Source organism: Synechococcus sp. PCC 6312 (assembly GCF_000316685.1).
In the GTDB taxonomy this organism is placed as follows: domain Bacteria; phylum Cyanobacteriota; class Cyanobacteriia; order Thermosynechococcales; family Thermosynechococcaceae; genus Pseudocalidococcus.
Map to the genome: position 1 here is coordinate 1519013 of NC_019680.1, position 19303 is coordinate 1538315.

Annotated in this window: 22 protein-coding genes; 6 read left to right on the forward strand and 16 right to left on the reverse strand. The window is 49.5% G+C overall.

What is annotated here, in order from left to right; translation table 11 throughout:
* Positions 1–70 precede the first annotated feature (70 nt).
* A complete protein-coding gene (groL, locus tag SYN6312_RS07420) occupies positions 71–1708 on the forward strand; it encodes a chaperonin GroEL (RefSeq protein WP_015124242.1) in 1638 nt (545 codons plus the stop codon).
* Between the two features lie 27 nt (positions 1709–1735).
* Here groL and SYN6312_RS19735 read toward each other — a convergent pair whose 3' ends face one another.
* The 6 genes from SYN6312_RS19735 to SYN6312_RS07445 form a co-directional block, all read right to left on the reverse strand.
* Positions 1736–1930: a hypothetical protein gene (locus SYN6312_RS19735; protein WP_015124243.1), complete on the reverse strand. Its 195-nt coding sequence runs from the start codon at positions 1928–1930 to the stop codon at positions 1736–1738.
* A gap of 41 nt (positions 1931–1971) precedes the next feature.
* Positions 1972–3576, reverse strand: a complete 1605-nt coding sequence (locus tag SYN6312_RS07425; RefSeq protein WP_015124244.1) for a B12-binding domain-containing radical SAM protein — start codon at positions 3574–3576, stop codon at positions 1972–1974.
* A gap of 172 nt (positions 3577–3748) precedes the next feature.
* Positions 3749–4261 carry an adenine phosphoribosyltransferase gene (locus SYN6312_RS07430; protein WP_015124245.1) on the reverse strand — a complete coding sequence of 171 codons (513 nt, stop codon included), beginning with the start codon at positions 4259–4261 and terminating at the stop codon, positions 3749–3751.
* 50 nt (positions 4262–4311) lie between these two features.
* Positions 4312–5523 (reverse strand): aldehyde dehydrogenase family protein, encoded by a 1212-nt coding sequence (locus SYN6312_RS07435; RefSeq protein ID WP_015124246.1) that lies wholly within the window; start codon positions 5521–5523, stop codon positions 4312–4314.
* A gap of 14 nt (positions 5524–5537) precedes the next feature.
* Positions 5538–5975, reverse strand: a complete 438-nt coding sequence (locus tag SYN6312_RS07440) for a hypothetical protein (RefSeq protein WP_253276432.1) — start codon at positions 5973–5975, stop codon at positions 5538–5540.
* Between the two features lie 146 nt (positions 5976–6121).
* Complete coding sequence (locus SYN6312_RS07445) at positions 6122–8395, reverse strand: transglycosylase domain-containing protein (protein ID WP_253276433.1); 2274 nt, start codon at positions 8393–8395, stop codon at positions 6122–6124.
* 209 nt (positions 8396–8604) lie between these two features.
* Here SYN6312_RS07445 and nblR point away from each other — a divergent pair, with 209 nt between their 5' ends.
* Both nblR and SYN6312_RS07455 read left to right on the forward strand, forming a co-directional pair.
* A complete protein-coding gene (gene nblR / locus SYN6312_RS07450) occupies positions 8605–9300 on the forward strand; it encodes a response regulator transcription factor NblR (protein WP_015124249.1) in 696 nt (231 codons plus the stop codon).
* A complete protein-coding gene (locus SYN6312_RS07455) occupies positions 9281–9808 on the forward strand; it encodes a DUF192 domain-containing protein (RefSeq protein WP_015124250.1) in 528 nt (175 codons plus the stop codon). The genes nblR and SYN6312_RS07455 overlap by 20 nt, the downstream gene beginning before the upstream one ends.
* 9 nt (positions 9809–9817) lie before the next feature.
* On the opposite strand, the gene SYN6312_RS07460 is transcribed toward SYN6312_RS07455, so the two are convergent.
* The gene (locus tag SYN6312_RS07460; protein WP_015124251.1) at positions 9818–10411 is read right to left on the reverse strand and encodes a flavodoxin family protein; all 594 of its coding nucleotides are present in this window, start codon (positions 10409–10411) and stop codon (positions 9818–9820) included.
* A gap of 118 nt (positions 10412–10529) precedes the next feature.
* Here SYN6312_RS07460 and SYN6312_RS07465 point away from each other — a divergent pair, with 118 nt between their 5' ends.
* Complete coding sequence (locus SYN6312_RS07465) at positions 10530–10886, forward strand: helix-turn-helix domain-containing protein (protein ID WP_015124252.1); 357 nt, start codon at positions 10530–10532, stop codon at positions 10884–10886.
* 107 nt (positions 10887–10993) lie between these two features.
* Here the strand turns inward: SYN6312_RS07465 and SYN6312_RS07470 are convergent, their stop codons facing one another.
* The gene (locus tag SYN6312_RS07470) at positions 10994–11746 is read right to left on the reverse strand and encodes a DevA family ABC transporter ATP-binding protein (RefSeq protein ID WP_015124253.1); all 753 of its coding nucleotides are present in this window, start codon (positions 11744–11746) and stop codon (positions 10994–10996) included.
* A gap of 13 nt (positions 11747–11759) precedes the next feature.
* Between SYN6312_RS07470 and SYN6312_RS19740 the strand changes: the two genes are divergently transcribed.
* Positions 11760–12023: a type II toxin-antitoxin system HicB family antitoxin gene (locus tag SYN6312_RS19740; RefSeq protein ID WP_015124254.1), complete on the forward strand. Its 264-nt coding sequence runs from the start codon at positions 11760–11762 to the stop codon at positions 12021–12023.
* On the opposite strand, the gene devC is transcribed toward SYN6312_RS19740, so the two are convergent.
* The 6 genes from devC to SYN6312_RS07500 all read right to left on the reverse strand — a co-directional run bounded on the left by devC (position 11943) and on the right by SYN6312_RS07500 (position 16187).
* Positions 11943–13106 carry an ABC transporter permease DevC gene (gene devC, locus SYN6312_RS07475; protein ID WP_015124255.1) on the reverse strand — a complete coding sequence of 388 codons (1164 nt, stop codon included), beginning with the start codon at positions 13104–13106 and terminating at the stop codon, positions 11943–11945. The genes SYN6312_RS19740 and devC overlap by 81 nt on opposite strands.
* Positions 13107–13116: 10 nt before the next feature.
* Positions 13117–13764: an N-acetyltransferase gene (locus SYN6312_RS07480; protein WP_015124256.1), complete on the reverse strand. Its 648-nt coding sequence runs from the start codon at positions 13762–13764 to the stop codon at positions 13117–13119.
* A gap of 25 nt (positions 13765–13789) precedes the next feature.
* A complete protein-coding gene (locus SYN6312_RS07485; protein WP_015124257.1) occupies positions 13790–13984 on the reverse strand; it encodes a hypothetical protein in 195 nt (64 codons plus the stop codon).
* Between the two features lie 65 nt (positions 13985–14049).
* A complete protein-coding gene (locus SYN6312_RS07490; RefSeq protein ID WP_083853503.1) occupies positions 14050–14385 on the reverse strand; it encodes a DUF2834 domain-containing protein in 336 nt (111 codons plus the stop codon).
* A 4-nt stretch (positions 14386–14389) separates the two neighbouring features.
* Positions 14390–15601, reverse strand: a complete 1212-nt coding sequence (locus SYN6312_RS07495; protein WP_015124259.1) for an HlyD family efflux transporter periplasmic adaptor subunit — start codon at positions 15599–15601, stop codon at positions 14390–14392.
* Positions 15591–16187: a TetR/AcrR family transcriptional regulator gene (locus SYN6312_RS07500; RefSeq protein ID WP_015124260.1), complete on the reverse strand. Its 597-nt coding sequence runs from the start codon at positions 16185–16187 to the stop codon at positions 15591–15593. Before SYN6312_RS07500 ends, SYN6312_RS07495 begins: the two co-directional genes overlap by 11 nt.
* A 258-nt stretch (positions 16188–16445) precedes the next feature.
* Between SYN6312_RS07500 and SYN6312_RS07505 the strand changes: the two genes are divergently transcribed.
* Positions 16446–17441, forward strand: a complete 996-nt coding sequence (locus SYN6312_RS07505; RefSeq protein ID WP_015124261.1) for a hypothetical protein — start codon at positions 16446–16448, stop codon at positions 17439–17441.
* 159 nt (positions 17442–17600) lie between these two features.
* Here SYN6312_RS07505 and SYN6312_RS07510 read toward each other — a convergent pair whose 3' ends face one another.
* Both SYN6312_RS07510 and SYN6312_RS07515 read right to left on the reverse strand, forming a co-directional pair.
* Positions 17601–18467 (reverse strand): branched-chain amino acid ABC transporter permease, encoded by an 867-nt coding sequence (locus SYN6312_RS07510; RefSeq protein ID WP_015124262.1) that lies wholly within the window; start codon positions 18465–18467, stop codon positions 17601–17603.
* A 131-nt stretch (positions 18468–18598) separates the two neighbouring features.
* On the reverse strand, positions 18599–19258 hold the full coding sequence (locus SYN6312_RS07515; RefSeq protein ID WP_015124263.1) for a Mo-dependent nitrogenase C-terminal domain-containing protein: 660 nt from the start codon (positions 19256–19258) through the stop codon (positions 18599–18601).
* Positions 19259–19303: the final 45 nt, after the last annotated feature.

A 19303-nucleotide genomic window follows, 5' to 3' on the forward strand; every position in this document is an offset into this window, starting at 1 on the left:
CACACATCTGATTGCACATCTTTTTGCCTCAATCAAACCATTGTTGAATTGTTAAAACAGGATTAAACCTATGGCTAAGCGGATCATTTATAACGAAAACGCCCGGCGCGCCCTCGAAAAAGGGATGGATATTTTGGCCGAATCAGTGGCCGTTACCCTCGGCCCCAAAGGTCGGAATGTCGTCCTTGAGAAAAAATTTGGTGCTCCCCAAATCGTCAATGACGGTGTCACCATTGCCAAAGAAATTGAACTCGAAGATCACATCGAAAACACAGGTGTGGCTTTAATTCGGCAAGCTGCCTCCAAAACCAATGATGCTGCTGGAGATGGTACCACCACGGCTACCGTTTTGGCCCATGCCATGGTCAAAGAAGGCCTGCGGAACGTTGCGGCCGGTGCTAATCCCATCTCCTTAAAACGCGGGATTGATAAAGCCACCCAATTCCTGGTGGATAAGATTGCGGCCCACGCCCGGCAAGTGGAAGATTCTAAGTCTATTGCCCAAGTTGCTGCTATCTCGGCTGGTAATGACGAAGAAGTCGGTCAAATGATCGCCTCGGCCATGGATAAAGTCGGCAAAGAAGGGGTTATCTCCCTGGAAGAAGGCAAATCTATGACGACTGAATTGGAAGTCACCGAGGGGATGCGCTTTGACAAAGGCTACATCTCGCCCTACTTCGCCACCGACACCGAGCGGATGGAAGCAGTTTTAGATGAGCCGTTTATCTTGATCACCGACAAGAAAATCACCCTCGTCCAAGACTTGGTGCCGATTCTGGAGCAAGTTGCCCGCGCTGGTCGGCCCTTGGTGATCATTGCTGAAGATATCGAAAAAGAAGCCCTGGCTACCTTGGTGGTCAACCGCTTACGGGGTGTTCTGAATGTGGCCGCTGTCAAGGCTCCTGGGTTTGGGGATCGCCGCAAAGCCATGCTGGAAGATATTGCTGTCCTCACTGGTGGGCAAGTAATTACCGAAGATGCTGGCTTGAAACTCGACGCTGCCAAATTGGAAATGTTGGGTAAAGCCCGCCGGATCACAATCACCAAAGACAATACCACGTTGGTCGCTGAAGGCAATGAGAAGCAAGTCAAAGCCCGCTGTGAGCAAATCCGCCGTCAAATGGAAGAAACTGAATCTTCCTACGACAAAGAGAAGCTCCAAGAGCGCTTGGCTAAACTCGCTGGTGGTGTGGCCGTGATTAAAGTCGGGGCTGCTACCGAAACCGAAATGAAGGATCGCAAACTCCGCTTGGAAGATGCCATCAACGCCACCAAAGCTGCGGTGGAAGAAGGGATTGTTCCTGGTGGTGGGACAACCTTGGCTCACTTGGGCCCAGAGTTGGGGACTTGGGCCGCGGCAAACCTCCAGGCCGAGGAATTGATTGGGGCTGGCATTGTCGAGCGGGCCTTAACTGCTCCTCTGCGCCGGATTGCCGAAAACGCCGGTCAAAATGGAGCGATCATCTCTGAGCGGGTGAAAGAGAAGGACTTCAATGTTGGCTACGATGCGGCCATCAATGAGTTTGTCGATATGTTTGTTGCTGGGATTGTTGACCCCGCCAAAGTCACCCGGTCTGCCTTGCAAAATGCGGCTTCTATTGCCGGTATGGTCTTGACTACCGAGTGTATCATTGTCGATAAACCCGAACCCAAAGACGCTGCTCCTGCTGGGGCCGGTGCGGGCATGGGTGGAGACTTTGACTACTAAGACCCCAATTGGGACTTTTAGTTAACGTTAAAACTCAACTATCCCAAATGAGTTAATCAACTTGAAGGCGGAGGTATTCACTTCCGTCTTTTTGTTTTGGAGTTGAATTAAATCTTCAGAAGCTAACACAATCAACCGAGAAAATGCTGAACTGGTGTTGTTTTCAAGCCAGCTGGGTAAGACGATGATCGCCACCCAGGCCAAGCATGACGACCAGATCATCTTCCTAATACCTTTCACGACTTAGAAGTCTCAGTCTAATCCTAGGCAGCAGATTGAGCCGCAACAGGAGTCGCGAGGGATTGGGGTTGTTGGGCCAGGTATGCCGCAAGTTGGGCTTCAATTTCTCCCCGTACCCGCTGGCGATAGTCAATAAAGTGTTCGGCCTGGGCGCAAACTGATAAATAACTGACGACTACCATGGGATACTGCCAGGCCAAGCTGACCAAATTTAACCAAAACTGCCAACGGGTGGAGCGGAGAATTCCTTGTCGCCAAATCAGGATAAGCAATGCCCGAATGGCTACCCAATCAATCGCCAATTTTTCTCGGGCCTGGGGCCGCTTGGCATAGTTTCGCTTCCGGGCTGCTCCTAAGATTAAAAAGTGGCGATAGGTGCGGTTCAAAAAAGTAAGGGGTTCATACAGTTGCCAAAAGCCATCAATGTACTCTTGGGCAATTTCTTCGATGGGGCGAGTTGGGGTGAAATTCATCAATGTGACTTGGTTGCCCGTCCCCTCCCCGGCGGCGCGTAAACGACCTTCTCGGTTAAGGCGATGCCAGAGCGCAGTGTCAGGGAGGGCCTGGAGCATACTAAACATGGCAGTGGGAATGGTTGTTTCCTCGACAAATTTGACCACCCGTTGCCCGGCCCCAGATTTTTCACCATCAAAGCCAATAATAAATCCAGCCATCACCCGCAACCCGGCCTGGCTAATGGACAACACAGATTCCACCAGAGGATCCCGATTATTTTGGAATTTTTTTGTTAAGGCCAAACTATCACTATCGGGGGTTTCAATCCCTAAAAACACCGTGCCAAAATTAGCCTCCACCATCAGTTGCATCAATTCAGGATCTTGAGCCAAATCTACAGAGGCTTCTGTGCCAAAGGAAAATGGATATCTGTGCTCGGCTAGCCAAGGTTTGAGAGCTTTGAGGAGCAGCTTGACGTTGCGCTTGTTGCCAATAAAGTTGTCATCCACAACAAAAATACTTTTCCGCCACCCTAAGTCGTAAAGAGATTGCAATTCAGCCAGGAGTTGCTCTGGGGTTTTGGTGCGGGGCTTACGGCCGTAAAGAACAATAATGTCGCAAAATTCACATTGGAAGGGGCAACCGCGGGAAAACTGGACAGACATCTCCGCATAGGCCGATAAATCCAGTAAATCAAACCGAGGGATGGGTGTGCTGGTGACATCCGGGCGTTCGCCATTGGCTCGAAAAATCCCTTGAGTTTGCCCATTTTCTAAGGCTTCAACAAACAGGGGTAGGGTAATTTCCCCTTCATCCAAAATGAGGAAATCCGCACCCGCAGCTAGGCTTTCTTCAGGCAAGGCGGTTGCATAGGGGCCACCCACCGCAACTAATTTTCCCTGGGCCTTTGCAGCTTGAATCTGAGCGGCGAAATCAGCTTTTTGCACAATCATCGCCGATAGAATCACCACATCGGCCCAGGCCCATTCTTCCCTTGTGACATCTCGGACATTGCGATCCACCAGCTTAAAGTTCCAGGCCTGGGGCAGTAACGCCGCAACCGTAATCATCCCTAAGGGGGGCAATTGAGCCTTGAGATTGACAAGTTCTAAGGTTTTTTCAAAGGACCAGAAGCTCTGGGGGAACTGGGGATAAATTAGAAGAATGTTCATTTAAAAAAACCGAAAATTAAGAGCCTGAAGTAAAAATACTTATTGCCTGCATCATAACCTGTCCCTCCTGAAAACCCTAATTACGATCCATCAAAATCCTAATTATGTTCATAGAAATAGATCCAGACCCAGGGAGAGACAGGCAAGGGGATGTGATTTTGGACGAGCTACTTTAGTAAGTTACTAGGGTTTTAATCGGCACATCGGGGAGTAATTTCCGCCCGCCTAAATCTTCTAACTCGACAATAAAGGCAAAGCCAGCAAGTTCCCCCTGGGCCTGGTCAACCAGTTGGGCGGCCGCCGCGGCGGTTCCTCCGGTGGCCATCAAATCATCCACAATCAGAACCCGACTCCCCGGTTGAACAGCATCCTGGTGAATTTCGAGTTTATCAGTGCCATACTCCAAGCTGTATTCGACACTATACACGGCCTGGCAAAGCTTACCGGGTTTACGAATTGGGACAAATCCGGCTCCTAAGCAATAGGCCAAGGGCGCGCCGAAGATAAACCCCCGCGACTCAATCCCAGCAATGTAGTCAATTCCCGCATCAGCATGGTGATCATGGAGTTGGTCAATCACATAGCGCAGGCCGGCTTCATTTTGCAGGAGGGTGGTGATATCCCGAAATAAAATTCCAGGCTTAGGAAAATCAGGCACATCACGGATTAACGATTTTAAGTCCATAGGGTTAACTCCTCAGTTCCGCCCCAAATCCTAACTGATTATCGGGATAGTTAAGCAAAAAATAACCGTTGATGGCTAACCAATTGCCCCAGGCCGACCAGGCCCCGATACAGTCCCGCTTGGGCAGAAATCCCTAGGGATAATGTTTCTAAACGAGAAAACTCTGGGGGCCGATTCAACCAAATTTGGGGTGAGCGTACCCGTTGGCTGAGGGTTAAACATTCTCGGTAAGATTCACTGGCAACGGCACAAACTGGGCCGCGACCATACTGATTGATCCAAGTAATTCCGGCTTCCAAATTGGGTACGGCTTCAAAGGCGACAATTTTCTTGAGATAAGCCCCTTGCCATTCCTCTGCATCCACTATCTTGAATTGCCCAAATTCGGCTTTTAATGCCGTTCCTAACCGTATCTCAAAGCCTTGTTGCCCCAAACTATCCCAGAGCCAGGCCAGGAGGGAGCGATTTAACTCCGGCGGGACTAGAACTTTTTCGATGGCGACCACTGCATCCGGCTCGGCCTGGTGACTCCGGTAAATCATTTCTAAGACTAGTTCCGGCTGGCCAGATGCCCCCCAAAATAGATAGTTATTTCCAATCGCAATGGGAAGGGTTTGGCCACTAGTTTGCTGCTGAACTTGCCAGACAAAACTGGGACGGCCATAGGGGATTAGCAAATTCAGACCAGATGGAGCTGCCGTAATCTCCTTCAGCGGGACTTCAGGGGCCAGGGATTGGATGGTGGTGATCGGGAGGTTGGCTTTGGCCAAGGCTGTATGGATTAGATCCAGCAAGGCCTGGTTGGTGTAGCTCGTTTCTGGTGAGGGGCGCACAATTAAGGCATTACCAGTTTTAAGACACAGACTGGCTGTTAGCAATGGCATTAAGGGAAACCCTTCATAGACCAGGCCAACTAGACCAATAGGAATGGGAAACATATGCCCAGCCATGCCGTGAGAAACTGCGAGTGGATCCGGGGCCGATAACAGTCGCTCTAACCAGGCCCCACCCATCTTTAAGCGTTCGTGGGTCAGCCGTAACCAGGCCAAAATGGTTGGGGACGTTGCTAAATCGCGGCTGGATTCTAGGTCCAGGGTATTGGCTTCTAAAATGGCTGAGGCATTCTCCCGTAATTGTTGCCCAAGCAGGTGCAAAACCTGATCACGCACAGCGGCCGAACAAGTGGCAATCAGCGGCTGGGCCTGGTGGGCAGCAGTAAAGCATTCGGCAACGGAGAGAGGTACGGGGCAGGAATGGGTCATTCTGTCATTATCGACTAGTGGCGGGAGAGCGCAACCCAGATCAGCAGGGCCGGGAAGAGCATCATTGCAATGGCCAGAACGACCCAAATCATGATTTCCAGTTTTAGTGAAGCTTGGAACAGGAGCGGTACCCAGAGCAAAATCGGCAAAAGTAAGAAGATGAGTAGTCCCAAGGTATAAAGCCAAGGCTGATCTCCCAGGCCCCGCCGCAGGGCTTGCCACTGTAAGCCAGTCCAATACCAAATCCGCTTGTAAGGATAGGTGACGACTAATTGTTCAATGGAATAGCCATCGGGACGGACAACAAAAATTTGCTGGCAGCGTTGACATCCCAAAGCCTCGGTTAAGACGATTGGGATTAATTCCCCATTTTGGCGACAGGGACAAGGGTAGTGAGCAGCGGGGTCAACCTTATGGGCGTTCGGGAGCGTCACGGGATAGTTTGCAAACACTTAGGTTAAAAATTCACCGGACAATTTTGCCGAAAAGCAGGCCCCTTTAGCATACAAACTGCATCCAGAAATATGCCAGGCCCAGAAACCATTTGCAACATTTTTCTCCTCAGGTTTAAGCCTTCCCAGGCCGGTATCCGCTGCTCCTAACGTAAAATCTGGCCCATAAAATCTCCCCAAATTGCGGCTGCATCCCCACTACTGCCCTGAGTTGGACTATTGTTATCATTGCCAAGCCAGACCCCAGTTAAGACATTCCGGCTGGGGACATAGCCAATAAACCATAAATCTCGATAGTCATTGGTGGTTCCCGTTTTACCCGCTGCCCTTAGGCCAATCGCCGCCGCCCGTCCTGTTCCTGCTCGCACAACTGCCGTTAGGGCCTGGGTCATGGTTGCCGCCACATCAGCCGGAACAACAGGTTCCCCCCGTAAGTCTTGGGCATCTCGCTCAAAAATGATCCGACAGGTCTGGAAATCATCGGGGTTAGAGCAATCTCCACCATCTTGAACACGACTAATCGTTGTGGGAGGCAAGTAACGGCCTTGATTCGCTAAAACGGACAGCGCGCTACACATTTCGAGAAGAGTGGTTTCATTTTGCCCCAAAACCAGGCCTGGGACAGCTTGCAATGGACTTTTAATTCCCATTCGGTGAGCTAAATCCACCACTCGTTGTAAGCCAACTTGCTGGGCTAAGCGTAGAGCAATGGGGTTTTCGGAAAGAGCTAGGCCCTGGTATAAATCCATAGCACCACTGCCATGCCGACAGCCGGCAAACTGCTGCCCTTGCCAAAAAAATGGCCCGCAGGAGTAGGTTTGCCCCAGGGAAATTCCCCGCATTAAGGCCGCCGTGAATAAAATCACCTTAAAGGTTGAACCGGGTTGTCGCTGGGCCTGGGTGGCACGGTTAAATTGACTTTGTCCATAGTCTTTTCCCCCGACTAACGCCGCAATCAACCCCGTTTCGGGATGAATGGTCAGCATTGCCCCTTGGCCGATACCTGCGGAATGGCCCCATTGTTGCAAATTAGCTTTCAGGGTCTTTTCGGCAATCTCTTGCCAGGCCGGGTTGAGTCCCGTGGTGACGATCAAATTCCCTTCCTGAGCTAAATCCTTTCCTAACAACGTTGCCAAGTCCGCATAGACCTGATCCGTGTAGTAGGCTGCGGGTTGGATAGCGAGGGCTTTTTCAGCCTCTGGACTGACTTCAATGCGTGACCGCCGCGCTCGATCAGCCTCCACCGCAGAAATATAGCCCTGTTCCGCCATGCGACTGATGACCCGATTGCGATAATCAATTGCGGCATCATAGTCCCGAATCGGATTAAAGCTATTGGGCGCAGGTAAAATCCCCACTAAGGTTGCCGCCTCTGCCAGGGTTAGATCCTTAGGTGGCTTATTGAAATAAAACCTCGCCGCATCAGCAAAGCCATTATTACCCAGGCCCAGATAGACTCGATTTAAATAGGCCAGCAACAACTCATCTTTGCTGTAGGTGGCTTCTAACTTCAGAGCGACGATCATTTCCCGGAGTTTACGCCCCAAGGAATCTTCACTGCCCACATAATTGCGGTAAAGCGTCCGGGCCACCTGCTGGCTGAGGGTACTTGCGCCCTCCCGGAGTTCACCACCACCAATATTGGTTACAACCGCCCGCAAAATTCCCAGCGGATCCACCCCAAAATGCCAGTAGTAACGACTATCTTCCGAGGCAATCACTCCCTTGGCTAGGTAAGACGAATAGTCGGAAAGTTGGCGGAGTTCCACATGGGGGTGTTGCTCCACAGGGGCGAGGGGTTTGCCATCGGCTGACAAAATAATCACTGGCCCTTGGGTCATTGCCGGTAAAGGTCGGACCGGAATTTTGGTCCATTCGACTCCCAACCAGATTAGGCCCAGACTGACTAAAGCGGCGGTTCCACCCAGGCCCCAAATGAAAATTTTGACGGCTAAGGGGGGCGGATTTAAAAAAGTCAGTTGGACAGCCCGGGCTTCATCTGGGGGGCCTAAGGTCAATGTATCGCCATCGTGTAATTCGCCTACTTCTATTCGGCGGCGACCGCGAAAAATACCATTACTGGAATCTAAATCCTCAATCTGAAAAACAGAACTACCCGGCCCTAACCGAGTTAACTGGGCATGAACGCCACTGACAATAGAGCTATCAATTTTAATATCTGCCTTGGTCTGACTGCGGCCAAGAATGTAGCGATCTCCTAAGAGAGGGTAAGGTTGGGCCTGGCCAGATTCGGGATCAAAGACCTCAAGGGTCGGAACTTGAGCCTGCTGTTTAAGGTGAATCCGACTCCAATCAAATTGGGCCTGGGCAGCTTGCAGGGCCTGGGTGACGGTTTGGGTGAAGTTTTTCAGCAAGGGAGTCGCAGAAAATCGGCTTGTCATTCCAGCATATCGAGTCACAGAGCTTCTGAAAAAAGTTAGATTTCTACTAGGAAGAAGAAATATACCGGATCATTTCAGTCAATGCAGACGTAATGAGTCCATCTGATGTTGCTAACTTGAGTTTTGCCTCAGGCCATTGATTGACTCTTAGCAACTAACGGCAGGGAGTGGCAACTTGTAGGCTACCCTAGACCTTAGGCCTCTCACGTCAAAGAAGTTATGCCCTGATGGAACCGACTCCGGCCAATATTCAGCCCCGTATTCTCTTGATCAGTAGTAACTCGACTCTGGCCCAGTCCATGGGGCATGACTTACAAGTAGCTGGCTATGATCCGGTGGTGGCCACATCAGGGGTGGAGTGTGGATTGGCCCTTGATCACTGGCAGCCCTCTTTAATTGTCATTGATACGATTGTTGGCAAAACTAGCGGATTGGATCTCTGCCAGGATTTACGTCAACAGGGAGTTACTCTACCCTTGTTGATTATCACCCATCGGGATGGAGTGGAGGAACGAGTTGCTTCTCTGGTTGCGGGTGCCGATGATTATATCCTCATGCCCTATAACCCCCAAAGCTTTCTCGTTTTGGTGGAGTTTTATCTACAACCAGCCCAAGAAAGTAATGAACTGTTGCGGTTTGATAATTTAACCCTCGACTTAGCCACACGCCGGGCCGAACGGAATGGGCGGATGATTGAGTTAACCATGAAGGAGTACGAACTGCTGAAATACCTCATGGAACATCCGCGACAGGTTCTCAGTCGGGAGCAGATATTAGAAAATGTCTGGGGCTACGACTTCATGGGCGAATCCAATGTGATTGAAGTATATGTCCGCTACTTACGGATCAAGATTGAAGACGAAAGTGATAAACGGCTCATTCATACAGTCCGAGGGGTGGGGTATGTTCTTCGGGAAGCGTAACGGATGGATTGGGGGAGTCTGCCTATTGGCTCTTTTAGCCTTAACAATCTTCAGTCCCATATTGCTCCTCAACTCCCAGGCTACCCCCAATGTGTTAATGGTTAAGGCCCAAACATTACCAATTACCGCCCAGGCCGTGATTGGTAATGCTGTCATTAATCTGGAAGTCGCCCGCACCTTACCGGAACAAAGCAAAGGCCTGATGTATCGCACAGAACTAGCCCCGGATCGGGGGATGCTATTTCCCTTTAGTCCACCCCAACCCGTCAGCTTTTGGATGAAAAACTGTTTGATCCCCCTGGATATGATTTTTTTACGCCAAGGCCAGGTCATTGGAATTACGGCCCATGTTCCCCCCTGCCACGAAAATCCTTGTCCTGTTTATCCATCTCCAGGCCCCGTTGATGCGGTTTTGGAAATTGGGGCCGGACAAGCAGGGATATTGGGGGTGCAAGTCGGCGACAGAATTCAGATTAAAAAAGTGAGTTCATTAGTATCCCTGGCTTAACCCAAATATCTAGGGGCAGGAATTCCAGCGTTTTACTGCCCCGGCTAGACGCTGCCCAAACTGGTGAGCCGTAATTGTATCCCCTGGATCGAGTGTTGCTGCTGTCCCACCAGGCCCCATTGGACTTTGAGCCATCACCCCTAGAAATGACCCCAAACGGTTCACGCCATCATCCTTGCCGAGGTAGTGACTTGGTAAATCCCCAGCTCCAACCCAAATCATGCTGTGTTGGGCCGCATTAATGGCCAGATATAGCAATGTTCCCTGTTTATCGCCACTGAGAGAACTCGAATGGGTAAACCCAGCCGCAATCTTATCTTTCCACTGTTGAGAAAACCAGGCCTCGCTAGATGCATCAATAAATGCCTTAAACTGGGCTGCGACACCCCCCATATAGGTTGGGCTGCCAAAAACGATACCTTGGGCTTGGTTCAGCTTGGCCATAATTTCTGGATCTTGCCAGCGACCATTGACAATCTGCTCACCCGTAATTCTCAGTAATTCAACTTGGACACCACTTTCTTGGACTCCGGCGGCAATGGCTTCTGCCAATCGGTGGGTATGTCCCCCTCCAGAGAAATAAACAATAGCAATACTTGACATGAAGACCTCGCTAGCAACGACTGCATAGAATCTGTCTGATTTTAAGAAAGCATACTTACTAAAGTAAAGTAGGTACTATAAAGTAACTAAGAATGTCATTAGTAACTAGGAGAGTTGAGTGGTGGAACAAGTAGCTTCTGAAGACAAGGTGTGTCCATTGAGTCGCTTAATGACTGTTCTGGCTGGCCCCTGGACACTGTATTTGATTTGGGTATTGTCTCAGCAGGGAGCAACTCGCTTTGGCGTTTTGAAGCAAGAGATTTCCGGAATTTCAACAAAGATGTTAACCGAACGATTGCGGATGCTGGAGCGAGAGGGGATCGTTCAACGACATTACCAGGCCACGATTCCACCTCAGGTGAGTTACGAGCTAACGGCTAAAGGAACAGAATTAATTGCTATTCTGGGAGATTTATATAGCTTGGCTGAGCGTTGGTATGGTCAATCTTCAGAGGCAGCCCGTTGCTTTGCTTAATGTCCAAAAAAGAGTAATTACGTCCCAGTTATCAAATGGCTGGGGCAAGCGTCATGGGTACTCGGAAGCTACCAGGTACACACCTGAGTGATGCCGAAGTGAGTGACTCAAGATATGGACTTAGTTGTAGCTGTGTTTTCCGAAAGCCGACCATCTTCCATATAAATCAAACGATCCGCAATATCTAAAATTCGGTTATCGTGAGTCACAATCAAAATCGTGCAGCCCTGTTCTTTGGCTAGGGTTTGCATGAGTTCTACCACATCCCGGCCTGATTTTTTATCTAAAGCAGCGGTGGGTTCATCAGCTAAGACAATTTTTGGACGACTGGCTAAGGCCCTGGCAATGGCCACCCGTTGTTTTTGCCCACCGGATAAGTCATGGGGAAAATAATCCACCCGATGCCCCAGGCCAACCGCTTCTAACATGGCAATCGCTTGCTGATCTAAATCCCCATCTAAATAGTGATCGTGTAACTCCAGGGACATCCGGACATTTTGTTTAGCGGTTAGAAACGACATGAGGTTGTGAGCCTGGAAAATATAGCCAATATTGTTGCGGAGTTGCGTCAGTTGTTGTTTACTGGCTCCGTTAATTTCCTGATTGAGAATTTGCAAACTCCCGGCCTGGGCTGACCGTAAACCTCCCATGAGTGTTAGCAGCGTTGTTTTTCCAGAACCCGATGGCCCGGTCATGATAATAATTTCCCCGGCCTGGATTTCTAAATTAATCTCAAATAGCACCTGTTTGCGGGTGTTACCTGTGCCAAAGAAATGATCTAAGTTACTAATTTTAATCACAGGATTAAGCAAATTAGAATCAACCCCAGGCCAGGCCTTAGAATCTAAAGTAGTCGTCATTGGTTAATACTCCATGAAACAACAATTATCGGTGGGGATTTGGCAAGAGGAGAATTGGTATATCGCTCAGTGTTTAGAAATTGATGTGGTCAGCCAAGGGGAGACAGAATCCGAAGCATTTGCCAACATCAAAGAAGCCATTGAACTGTTTTTAGAGACGCCAAAATCAGCAATCAAACCCTGTCCTGATCAGTTTTTAGAAAATATCAGCCGGATCTGCCGCTTGCAGTTTTCGCATCGCAATTGCCCCGGAAATAAAGCACATGACCACGGTTAAGACAAACACATTCACCGCCCGTTCAGTTTTCATGAAAATGGGTAGCATTGTGGCGGCATAGGTTAATTGATACAGGCCAGTGGCTAACGCCAAGCTGGGAATAAATCCTAAAACTGCCAGAATTAACGCCTCCTGCATTAACACACCGAGTAAATAGTTATCGCCGTAGCCCATTGCTTTCAAGGTGGCATATTCGGGTAAGTGGTCGGAAACATCGGAATAGAGAATCTGATAGACAATCACAATCCCAACAATAAAGCCCATGATTACCCCCAGGCCAAAGATGAAACCAATTCCGGTTCCTTCTGCCCAATAGGTGCGCTCAATCTTGGCAAATTCCTCAATGGTTAAAACATTAATATTGCTCGGTAAATGCTGGCGTAATTCTTTTTGAACTTCTAACAAATCTGCACCCGGCCGGAGATGAATTAAGCCGACTTCAATTTGTTCCGGGTTGCGATTGAATAAATGTAAAAATGTCGAATCACTGGCAATCACATTTCCATCGGCGGCAAAGGAGGCTCCCATCGTAAACAGGCCCGCGACTTGAATCCGTTTAGTACCAATTTCGGTTTCTAAGGGGTCTCCAGTCTGGTACAACGCAGCAATGTTGCCAAATTCCGGTCGCCCGGCCTGGTCATAGATTACCTGTCCCAAGGGCTTAATCCGATCCAAGTTGGCATTAACATCCGGTAGTTTAAAGGGAGACTGAGCCGGATCAATACCCCAAACTAAAATGTTGCGACTGAGGCGGGTTTCAGGATTGCGCCATTGCCCCGTCGAAAAATAGAGCGGACTGACGGATTTTACGTCTTCAATGGCCAGGGCCTGGTAGAGATGTTCGCGGGCAAAACTTTGGACGGAAAAGAGGGTTTGCAGTTGCGGGTTAACCAGGACTAAATCGGCATTCAGGGCCATGTGGGGCTTCACGGCGGCATCCATTAAGGCTCCTTCAAACCCCATTTGGATGAAAATCAACATATCGGCAAAGGCAATCCCGGCAAGGGCTACGAAAAAACGACTTTTCTGCCGAGTTAGTTGCAACCAGGCCAAGGGCGTTTTCTTCCAAAATTTGCGTAACATCTTAAGGGCCTCACAGGGGTTGGGGATTGCGAATCATCGTCCAAAAGGGAATATCAGTCTGACCAAGAAATTCCTGGCGTTGGATGCGAAAACCGAGTTTTTCATAGAACTTGACTGCAGCCTGAGTTCCCGTTTCTAAATAGCACTTGCGCTCGGTTTGGTCGGCCTGGGTCAGAATCGGTTGCAGGAGTTGTTTGGCAATCCCTTGGCCTTGAAATTCTGGCACCACGCCCAAAATCATCAAATACCAATGGGGTTCAGGTAAATCTTGATGGCGATATTGATCAAGCTGCATCAAATGGTTCAGCCGCTGCCAGCCTTGCCAGCCCAATAAAAACGGCATTTTGTAATACCCGGCCTGTAAAAACCGCCACCAATGAATTTCTTTTTCGCCGGGGGGAATCCAGGCCGCCACGCCTTTAATTGACTCTGGAGTGGTGTAGGTATAGCGATAGGGCAGGGCGTAGTTGACGGTGGTCGCACAGAATTGACGAATTAAGGATTCTTTTTGGCGGGCATCGGCATCGGGGACTAGGTATTGCAAAAAGGGATAATCAGCAAAGGCCTGGGTCAGGGCATCAATCGCGGCGGGGAGGTCTTGACGCTTCAGGTGGGCCGTAGTCTGGGCCTGGTTGAGATAGGGATAAACGATGGTCATAGGTTAATTCCTTGAGTTAAATAAGTTATAAAAACCACCAGGGTAAATCCTCGATAAAGGCATAAATTTCCAGATAGTTGAGCAACCCCAGGCCATAGAGGAGCCGGGCTTTTTCCTGGTGGATGGCGGTTGGGTCCTCAAGCCACAGGAGTTTACCGATGGCGGTGAAGAGCATGATCCAAGGGAAGAGATATTCCTTCAGGGCTTGATGCAGGGGCATGATGTCATACCTGTTAAATCGAATGTTCGTTATGCTTCAGGTCAGGGCAAAATACGACTTTTCACTCAATCAAGATGAGACTGACGGATTAACAAAAATAAAGGTAAACCCAGGGAAACGCCCACCGTGACGCTGGCAACTAAAGGCAACCAAAGGAAGGAGAGATTTAACCGTCTGCCTTCAACTAAGATCAACGCCCAGAGAGCGATGAGAGAGACTCCCACATCAAAGCCAAACATACTGGCGGCTGGGTTAGCAAAAACCTGTTGGAAAAATAGGACTACATCCAGGCCATAATCCTTAATAAAGCGTACAAGTTGGGCAACTGGCAAAACAGTTCCGAGTAAACATAAGCAGAGATAGGCCAATTGAAGTTTAGTCCGGGGCCAAGAGATCATCATTACCTCACCTCGATTGAATTAGTTGGGAAACTGGCTCTGAAACTTGAATCGCGGTCTGGACTTGGAGATTACTGAAACGAGCGGCGATGGGACTAGATTCGGGAGAAAGTTGGATTTTGACTTCCACCACCCGCCGATCCAAATTTTCTCCAGGTTCGTTACTGAAAATGGCTTGCCGTTCCACCTGTTGCCCAATTTCAACCACAGTTCCGGTGAGTTGATCCGCAAAGGCTTGTCCGGTAATTTCGGCAACTTGTCCAGGCCGGACGCGGGCAATATCGGTTTGATAGACTTCGGCCACAACCATCATTTGTTGAGTCGTCCCCAAGCTCACAATCCCTTCATCTCCCAAGGATTCCCCCGGCTGGACATGAACTTTTAAGACGGTACCGTTGATCGGAGAGCGAATATAGGCCTGTTCCAATTGGGTTTGCAGTTGGCGTTGATTGGCAATGGCGCGTTCGACTTCGGCCTGGGCGACTTGAATATCCACCGGGCGAACTTCCGCAATCCGATCTAAGGTGGCGTTGGCTTCCCGTTGTTGGGCCGCTAGGGTATTCATGGAACGATTCAGGGCGGCCTGGGCTTCCTTGAGTTGGGCCTGGGCGGTTTCTAAATCCAAGCGTTTGGCATCCAATTGCGAGGTGGAAATGGCCCCCTCTTGATAGATGGCATTAAAGCGTTCATATTCTGATTGGGCGGTGCGGACTTGGGATTGCCAGCGGGCGATGGTCGCTTTTTGGGTGGCAATGGTTCCGTCTAGTTCGGCATTAACGCGGGTGATGGTGGCTTGCTGGGCCTGGATTTCCCCGGATTTGGCTCCGGCTTTAACTTGGGCGAGGCGGGCCTGGGCCACTTGAACTTCCTGCTGGGCCTGGTTGAGCGCGGCCTGGAGGCGTTGGGCAGAATCAAGCACTGCAATCACTTGTCCAGTTTTGACCCGATCGCCCCGTTTCACCCGTAATTCCGCCACGCGATCGCCATCCAAAGCCAAGGGAGCAGCAACTTGGATCACTTCTGAGAGGGGTTCTAAACGGCCAAGGGCGGTAACTTGGGCGGGTGGGCTGGGAGTCGCCGTCATTTCGCTGGTGCCATTGGCCTGGGAAAATTGAGCAACTTGGCTCGCACCATAGGCAATAATCCCGCCCGTGACAACTAACAGGCTGCCAACTAAAGCAGGAACTTTCCAACCCTTAGGCTTCAATTTAATCAACATCACCTGGACTCCTGACCTGCTGCTGGTCGAGATAGGTTGTAATCACTTGGCGCATCAAGGCTAATTGTTCAGTCATCGACACGGCTTCTCCCTCAAACATTCGGTGCATTAACAGGCCATCCACAAAGCACATCAGTAAGCGAATCAGTCGCCGATCCTCTAGTTTGAGCACATCCACCAAGGCCTGTTCCACATGGTCTGAAACCTTCTTTAAGGCCGCATTTTGTTGGACTTTATCGGCCCCCTGCTGTTGATAAAACTCAATCGAGATCAGGGTTTGTTGCCGACAGCGAGTTTCATTGCGCTCCAGAAATCGAAAAGCAGCCTCAAGACGTTCGCCAAAGGTGGGGAGTTTTTCCAGTTCCGCGGCAAAGCTGTAAATATCCTGCTCCACCATGTCCGCCACCAGTTGCTCGAATAAATCCTCCTTGCTAGAAAAATAGTGATAGAGCGTACCCGTGGACACCCCCAAGGCCTGGGCAATTTGGCGCATGGTTAAGGCGGCGTACCCCTGCTCGGCAAATAAGTCAAAGCACTGATTCAACAACTCACGGCGGTATTGGTCATGGTCAACAATCTTGGGCATTGGGACAATTCTAGGAACAGATTTTTTGTTATCTCGAACGTTCGTTATCTAAAAAAGTTTTAGCACAGGTGTTTAAGTTCTGTAAAGGCCTGGCGATGATTTATGCAATGTCCGGCTCAAGCCTAGGCCAGGTTAATGATTTATCGTGTTTCTTGCTTCTGAATTAGGTTTTTCCAGGCCAGCTAATCGGTCGAGCAACCCAGTAGAATTGCTATATAGAAATTGAAATAACCTCGATCACAGGCCTGTCTAGCCTCAATGAGTCTCCACCAACTACTCAGTGACATCCAGCGAAAATTAAGGGGTGGTCACTTTGCCAATGAAGCTTCGGTTTCTCAAGGAATTGTTTTGCCGATTTTGCATTTCCTGGCCTGGCCGGTATTTGATACCCAGGTCGTTGCGCCGGAATATAGCCTTGCCGGAGGTCGGGTTGATTTTGCGCTCTGTCATCCCCAGGCCAAGTCCCAGGTTTTTATTGAGGTGAAGAAAGTCGGACAAAGTGAAGGAGCCGATCAACAGCTATTTCAATATGCCTTTCATCAAGGGGTGCCGATGGCTGTTTTAACAGATGGGCAAGAATGGCATTTCTATTTACCGGGTGAACAAGGTAATTATCAAGAGCGGCGGGTTTATAAGCTGGATATTTTAGAACGGGAGATTACCGAGTCCGAGCAGCGATTGCGCCGTTATCTCAGTTACCAGGCCTGGTGCCAGGGACAAGCTCTCAAGGACGCACGGGAAGATTATCAAGGAATTGCCAAGGAACGCCAAATTGAGTTGACCTTACCTCGAGCCTGGGAGCGTTTATTGGCAGAGGCAGATGAACCCCTAGTCAATTTATTAAGTGAGCAGGTCGAAAATCTTTGTGGTTTTAAGCCTAATGTTGAGATTGTGACTGAATTCATTAGTCGGCAAAGCAGTTCCGTAGTGAAACTTACCCAGGCCAACCTGCAACTGACCAACCGATCCCCAAAAACTCAAGTAAATCTGCCAAAAGCAACCCCAGTAACTTCTAGGTCAAATAGTCCAGGCAATCTCCCCATTGGCTTTGCAATACACGGAAACCCCTATCCAGCCAGAAGTGGACGAGATGTGATGTGCCAGATTTTTGAGATGTTGTCCGAGAAAGACCCAACATTTTTAGACCGTTTTGCCGCCCGGAAACATGGAAAAAAAGACGTTATATTGCTCGCTCGCGTTATGACCTTTACCCCGAACGGCAAGACCTGTGTGAATCCTCTGCACATCAGTTAAGTTCCGGTTGGTGGATGGGAACAAACTATAGTAAGCAAGGTATAGAAAAAATTATCAAACTGGCCTGTGAGGTGGCATCGCTTGAGTTTGGTCGAGACCTTTTAGTCAATTTGGGTCAAGAGAATCACTAGAATAATTTCTCAAAATCCTTGCGATCTATTAAAGTGTGCCTCTAAATAAGCCTTGGGGACGCACCAGCAAGACTAGCATCATTAAAACCAAAGCCACGGCTAATTTATACTCAGTTGGAATGAATAAGGTACTCAGTTCTTGCGCCACGCCAATAATCAAGGCCCCTGCAATGGCTCCATAGGGATTCCCAATGCCACCTAGGATCACGGCTGCAAACATCGGCAAGATTAAAAACCAGCCCATATTGGGACGAATTGCCGTAATCAGGCCATAGAGACCCCCACTAACCCCCGTCAGCACCCCCGTAATCCCCCAAGTCCAGAGAACAACTCGCTCCACATCTATTCCGGTCACTCGCGCCAGATCCAGATCATCAGCCACGGCCCGCATTGCCTTGCCCACTTTGGTGCGTTGCAATAAGAGGTGAATGCCAATAATTGCTAAGACTGCCAGGCCCATGACAATGAGATTGTAATAGACAACTTTGATCCCACCGAGATCAATAGCTGGGACAATCGGCAGTCGGAGGGATTTATTTTCCCCGCCCCAAATAAGAATGACTCCATTGCGGATAAAGAGGGATAGGCCAATTGAAATAATCACCAAGGTAGTGGAAGTGGCCCGGCGGGTTCGCATCGGCGACCAAATGAGTTTTTCACAGATCACCATCCCCACGGCCGTTAAAACTGCTCCAATTCCAATGGCTGGCCAAATGGATAATCCGGCTCCGTTAGCGACCAAAATTAAATACGCTCCCAAGGTCATAAAGTCACCGTGGGCAAAGTTCGGTAGGCGTAAAATTCCAAAGGTCAAGCTAAGACCAATGGCCGCTAAAGCAATAATCGAACCCAGGGCCAGGCCATTCACAAACAATTGCGCGATGGTTTGAGTCATTTGTTCCCAGAAGGATTGAGGCTTGAGTCGTTAGGAGTCAAGGAATTAACTTGTTTCGTTTCACGATCTGCTATTTCCCCGTTGTTCTCTCCTCATTGCTCGTTGCCGATGTCTAGTTTTCTCCCGTTAGTTTAGCAGTAGGGGGTAATATCCTCTTGACACTCATCAGCCAGATAACTCAAGGCCCGAAACCGCAGCCCAACTAATTGGTCATAGAGGGGGTTGAGTTTGCATAAGGGTGGGATATGGACAATTTTACGTCCAAAGAGTTTAATGTCTCGTTCAAAGGGGCATTGGGGCGGAATCAGCCGACAGAGGAATTTGGCCACTTTCGGATCATGAACTTGCATCCCATCTAGCCAATGCCGCATCGGCTCTAGAGGGTGAATACCATCTTTGGGAATCAGATCTTCATGCTGCCCATCAAGAGTAAGGCGGAGATTTTTGAGGGCCGGGATTTTTAAGCCGAGGGCCTGGCAGTAGGTTTGAATTACATCATCTTCGGCTTGGGAATACACACCATTGGCTAACCCAACCATGACGGCGGTACGCAGAAAATTTTCAGCGAGACTACCATCGGCTCCTAGGGCGCTTTTAAGTTCCGTGGGGGTCAGGGGTTGAAAATGATCTAAATCCAGGCCTGGGGTAATTTGTTCCTGCATCAGATTGGCAATCAGGTCTTTTTCTTCCGGGTCAAAATGCCCATCGGCCCAGGCCACGCTGAGGAGCCCCCGTAACCATATCCCAATTTGCTCCGGCGAAAGCTGACTAGGCGTAACCGTTTCTGGCATACCAACCTCAATAAACAGGACAAAAAAGAAAATCTATAGCATCAC

Bases quoted from the DNA above. Each gene is read 5' to 3' on its own strand.
- groL (WP_015124242.1), top strand. From the start codon at position 71: ATGGCTAAGCGGATCATTTATAACGAAAACGCCCGGCGCGCCCTCGAA.
- SYN6312_RS19735 (WP_015124243.1), bottom strand. From the start codon at position 1,930: ATGATCTGGTCGTCATGCTTGGCCTGGGTGGCGATCATCGTCTTACCC.
- SYN6312_RS07425 (WP_015124244.1), bottom strand. From the start codon at position 3,576: ATGAACATTCTTCTAATTTATCCCCAGTTCCCCCAGAGCTTCTGGTCC.
- SYN6312_RS07430 (WP_015124245.1), bottom strand. From the start codon at position 4,261: ATGGACTTAAAATCGTTAATCCGTGATGTGCCTGATTTTCCTAAGCCT.
- SYN6312_RS07435 (WP_015124246.1), bottom strand. From the start codon at position 5,523: ATGACCCATTCCTGCCCCGTACCTCTCTCCGTTGCCGAATGCTTTACT.
- nblR (WP_015124249.1), top strand. From the start codon at position 8,605: ATGGAACCGACTCCGGCCAATATTCAGCCCCGTATTCTCTTGATCAGT.
- SYN6312_RS07455 (WP_015124250.1), top strand. From the start codon at position 9,281: ATGTTCTTCGGGAAGCGTAACGGATGGATTGGGGGAGTCTGCCTATTG.
- SYN6312_RS07460 (WP_015124251.1), bottom strand. From the start codon at position 10,411: ATGTCAAGTATTGCTATTGTTTATTTCTCTGGAGGGGGACATACCCAC.
- SYN6312_RS07470 (WP_015124253.1), bottom strand. From the start codon at position 11,746: ATGACGACTACTTTAGATTCTAAGGCCTGGCCTGGGGTTGATTCTAAT.
- SYN6312_RS19740 (WP_015124254.1), top strand. From the start codon at position 11,760: ATGAAACAACAATTATCGGTGGGGATTTGGCAAGAGGAGAATTGGTAT.
- devC (WP_015124255.1), bottom strand. From the start codon at position 13,106: ATGTTACGCAAATTTTGGAAGAAAACGCCCTTGGCCTGGTTGCAACTA.
- SYN6312_RS07480 (WP_015124256.1), bottom strand. From the start codon at position 13,764: ATGACCATCGTTTATCCCTATCTCAACCAGGCCCAGACTACGGCCCAC.
- SYN6312_RS07485 (WP_015124257.1), bottom strand. From the start codon at position 13,984: ATGCCCCTGCATCAAGCCCTGAAGGAATATCTCTTCCCTTGGATCATG.
- SYN6312_RS07490 (WP_083853503.1), bottom strand. From the start codon at position 14,385: ATGATGATCTCTTGGCCCCGGACTAAACTTCAATTGGCCTATCTCTGC.
- SYN6312_RS07495 (WP_015124259.1), bottom strand. From the start codon at position 15,601: ATGTTGATTAAATTGAAGCCTAAGGGTTGGAAAGTTCCTGCTTTAGTT.
- SYN6312_RS07500 (WP_015124260.1), bottom strand. From the start codon at position 16,187: ATGCCCAAGATTGTTGACCATGACCAATACCGCCGTGAGTTGTTGAAT.
- SYN6312_RS07505 (WP_015124261.1), top strand. From the start codon at position 16,446: ATGAGTCTCCACCAACTACTCAGTGACATCCAGCGAAAATTAAGGGGT.
- SYN6312_RS07510 (WP_015124262.1), bottom strand. From the start codon at position 18,467: ATGACTCAAACCATCGCGCAATTGTTTGTGAATGGCCTGGCCCTGGGT.
- SYN6312_RS07515 (WP_015124263.1), bottom strand. From the start codon at position 19,258: ATGCCAGAAACGGTTACGCCTAGTCAGCTTTCGCCGGAGCAAATTGGG.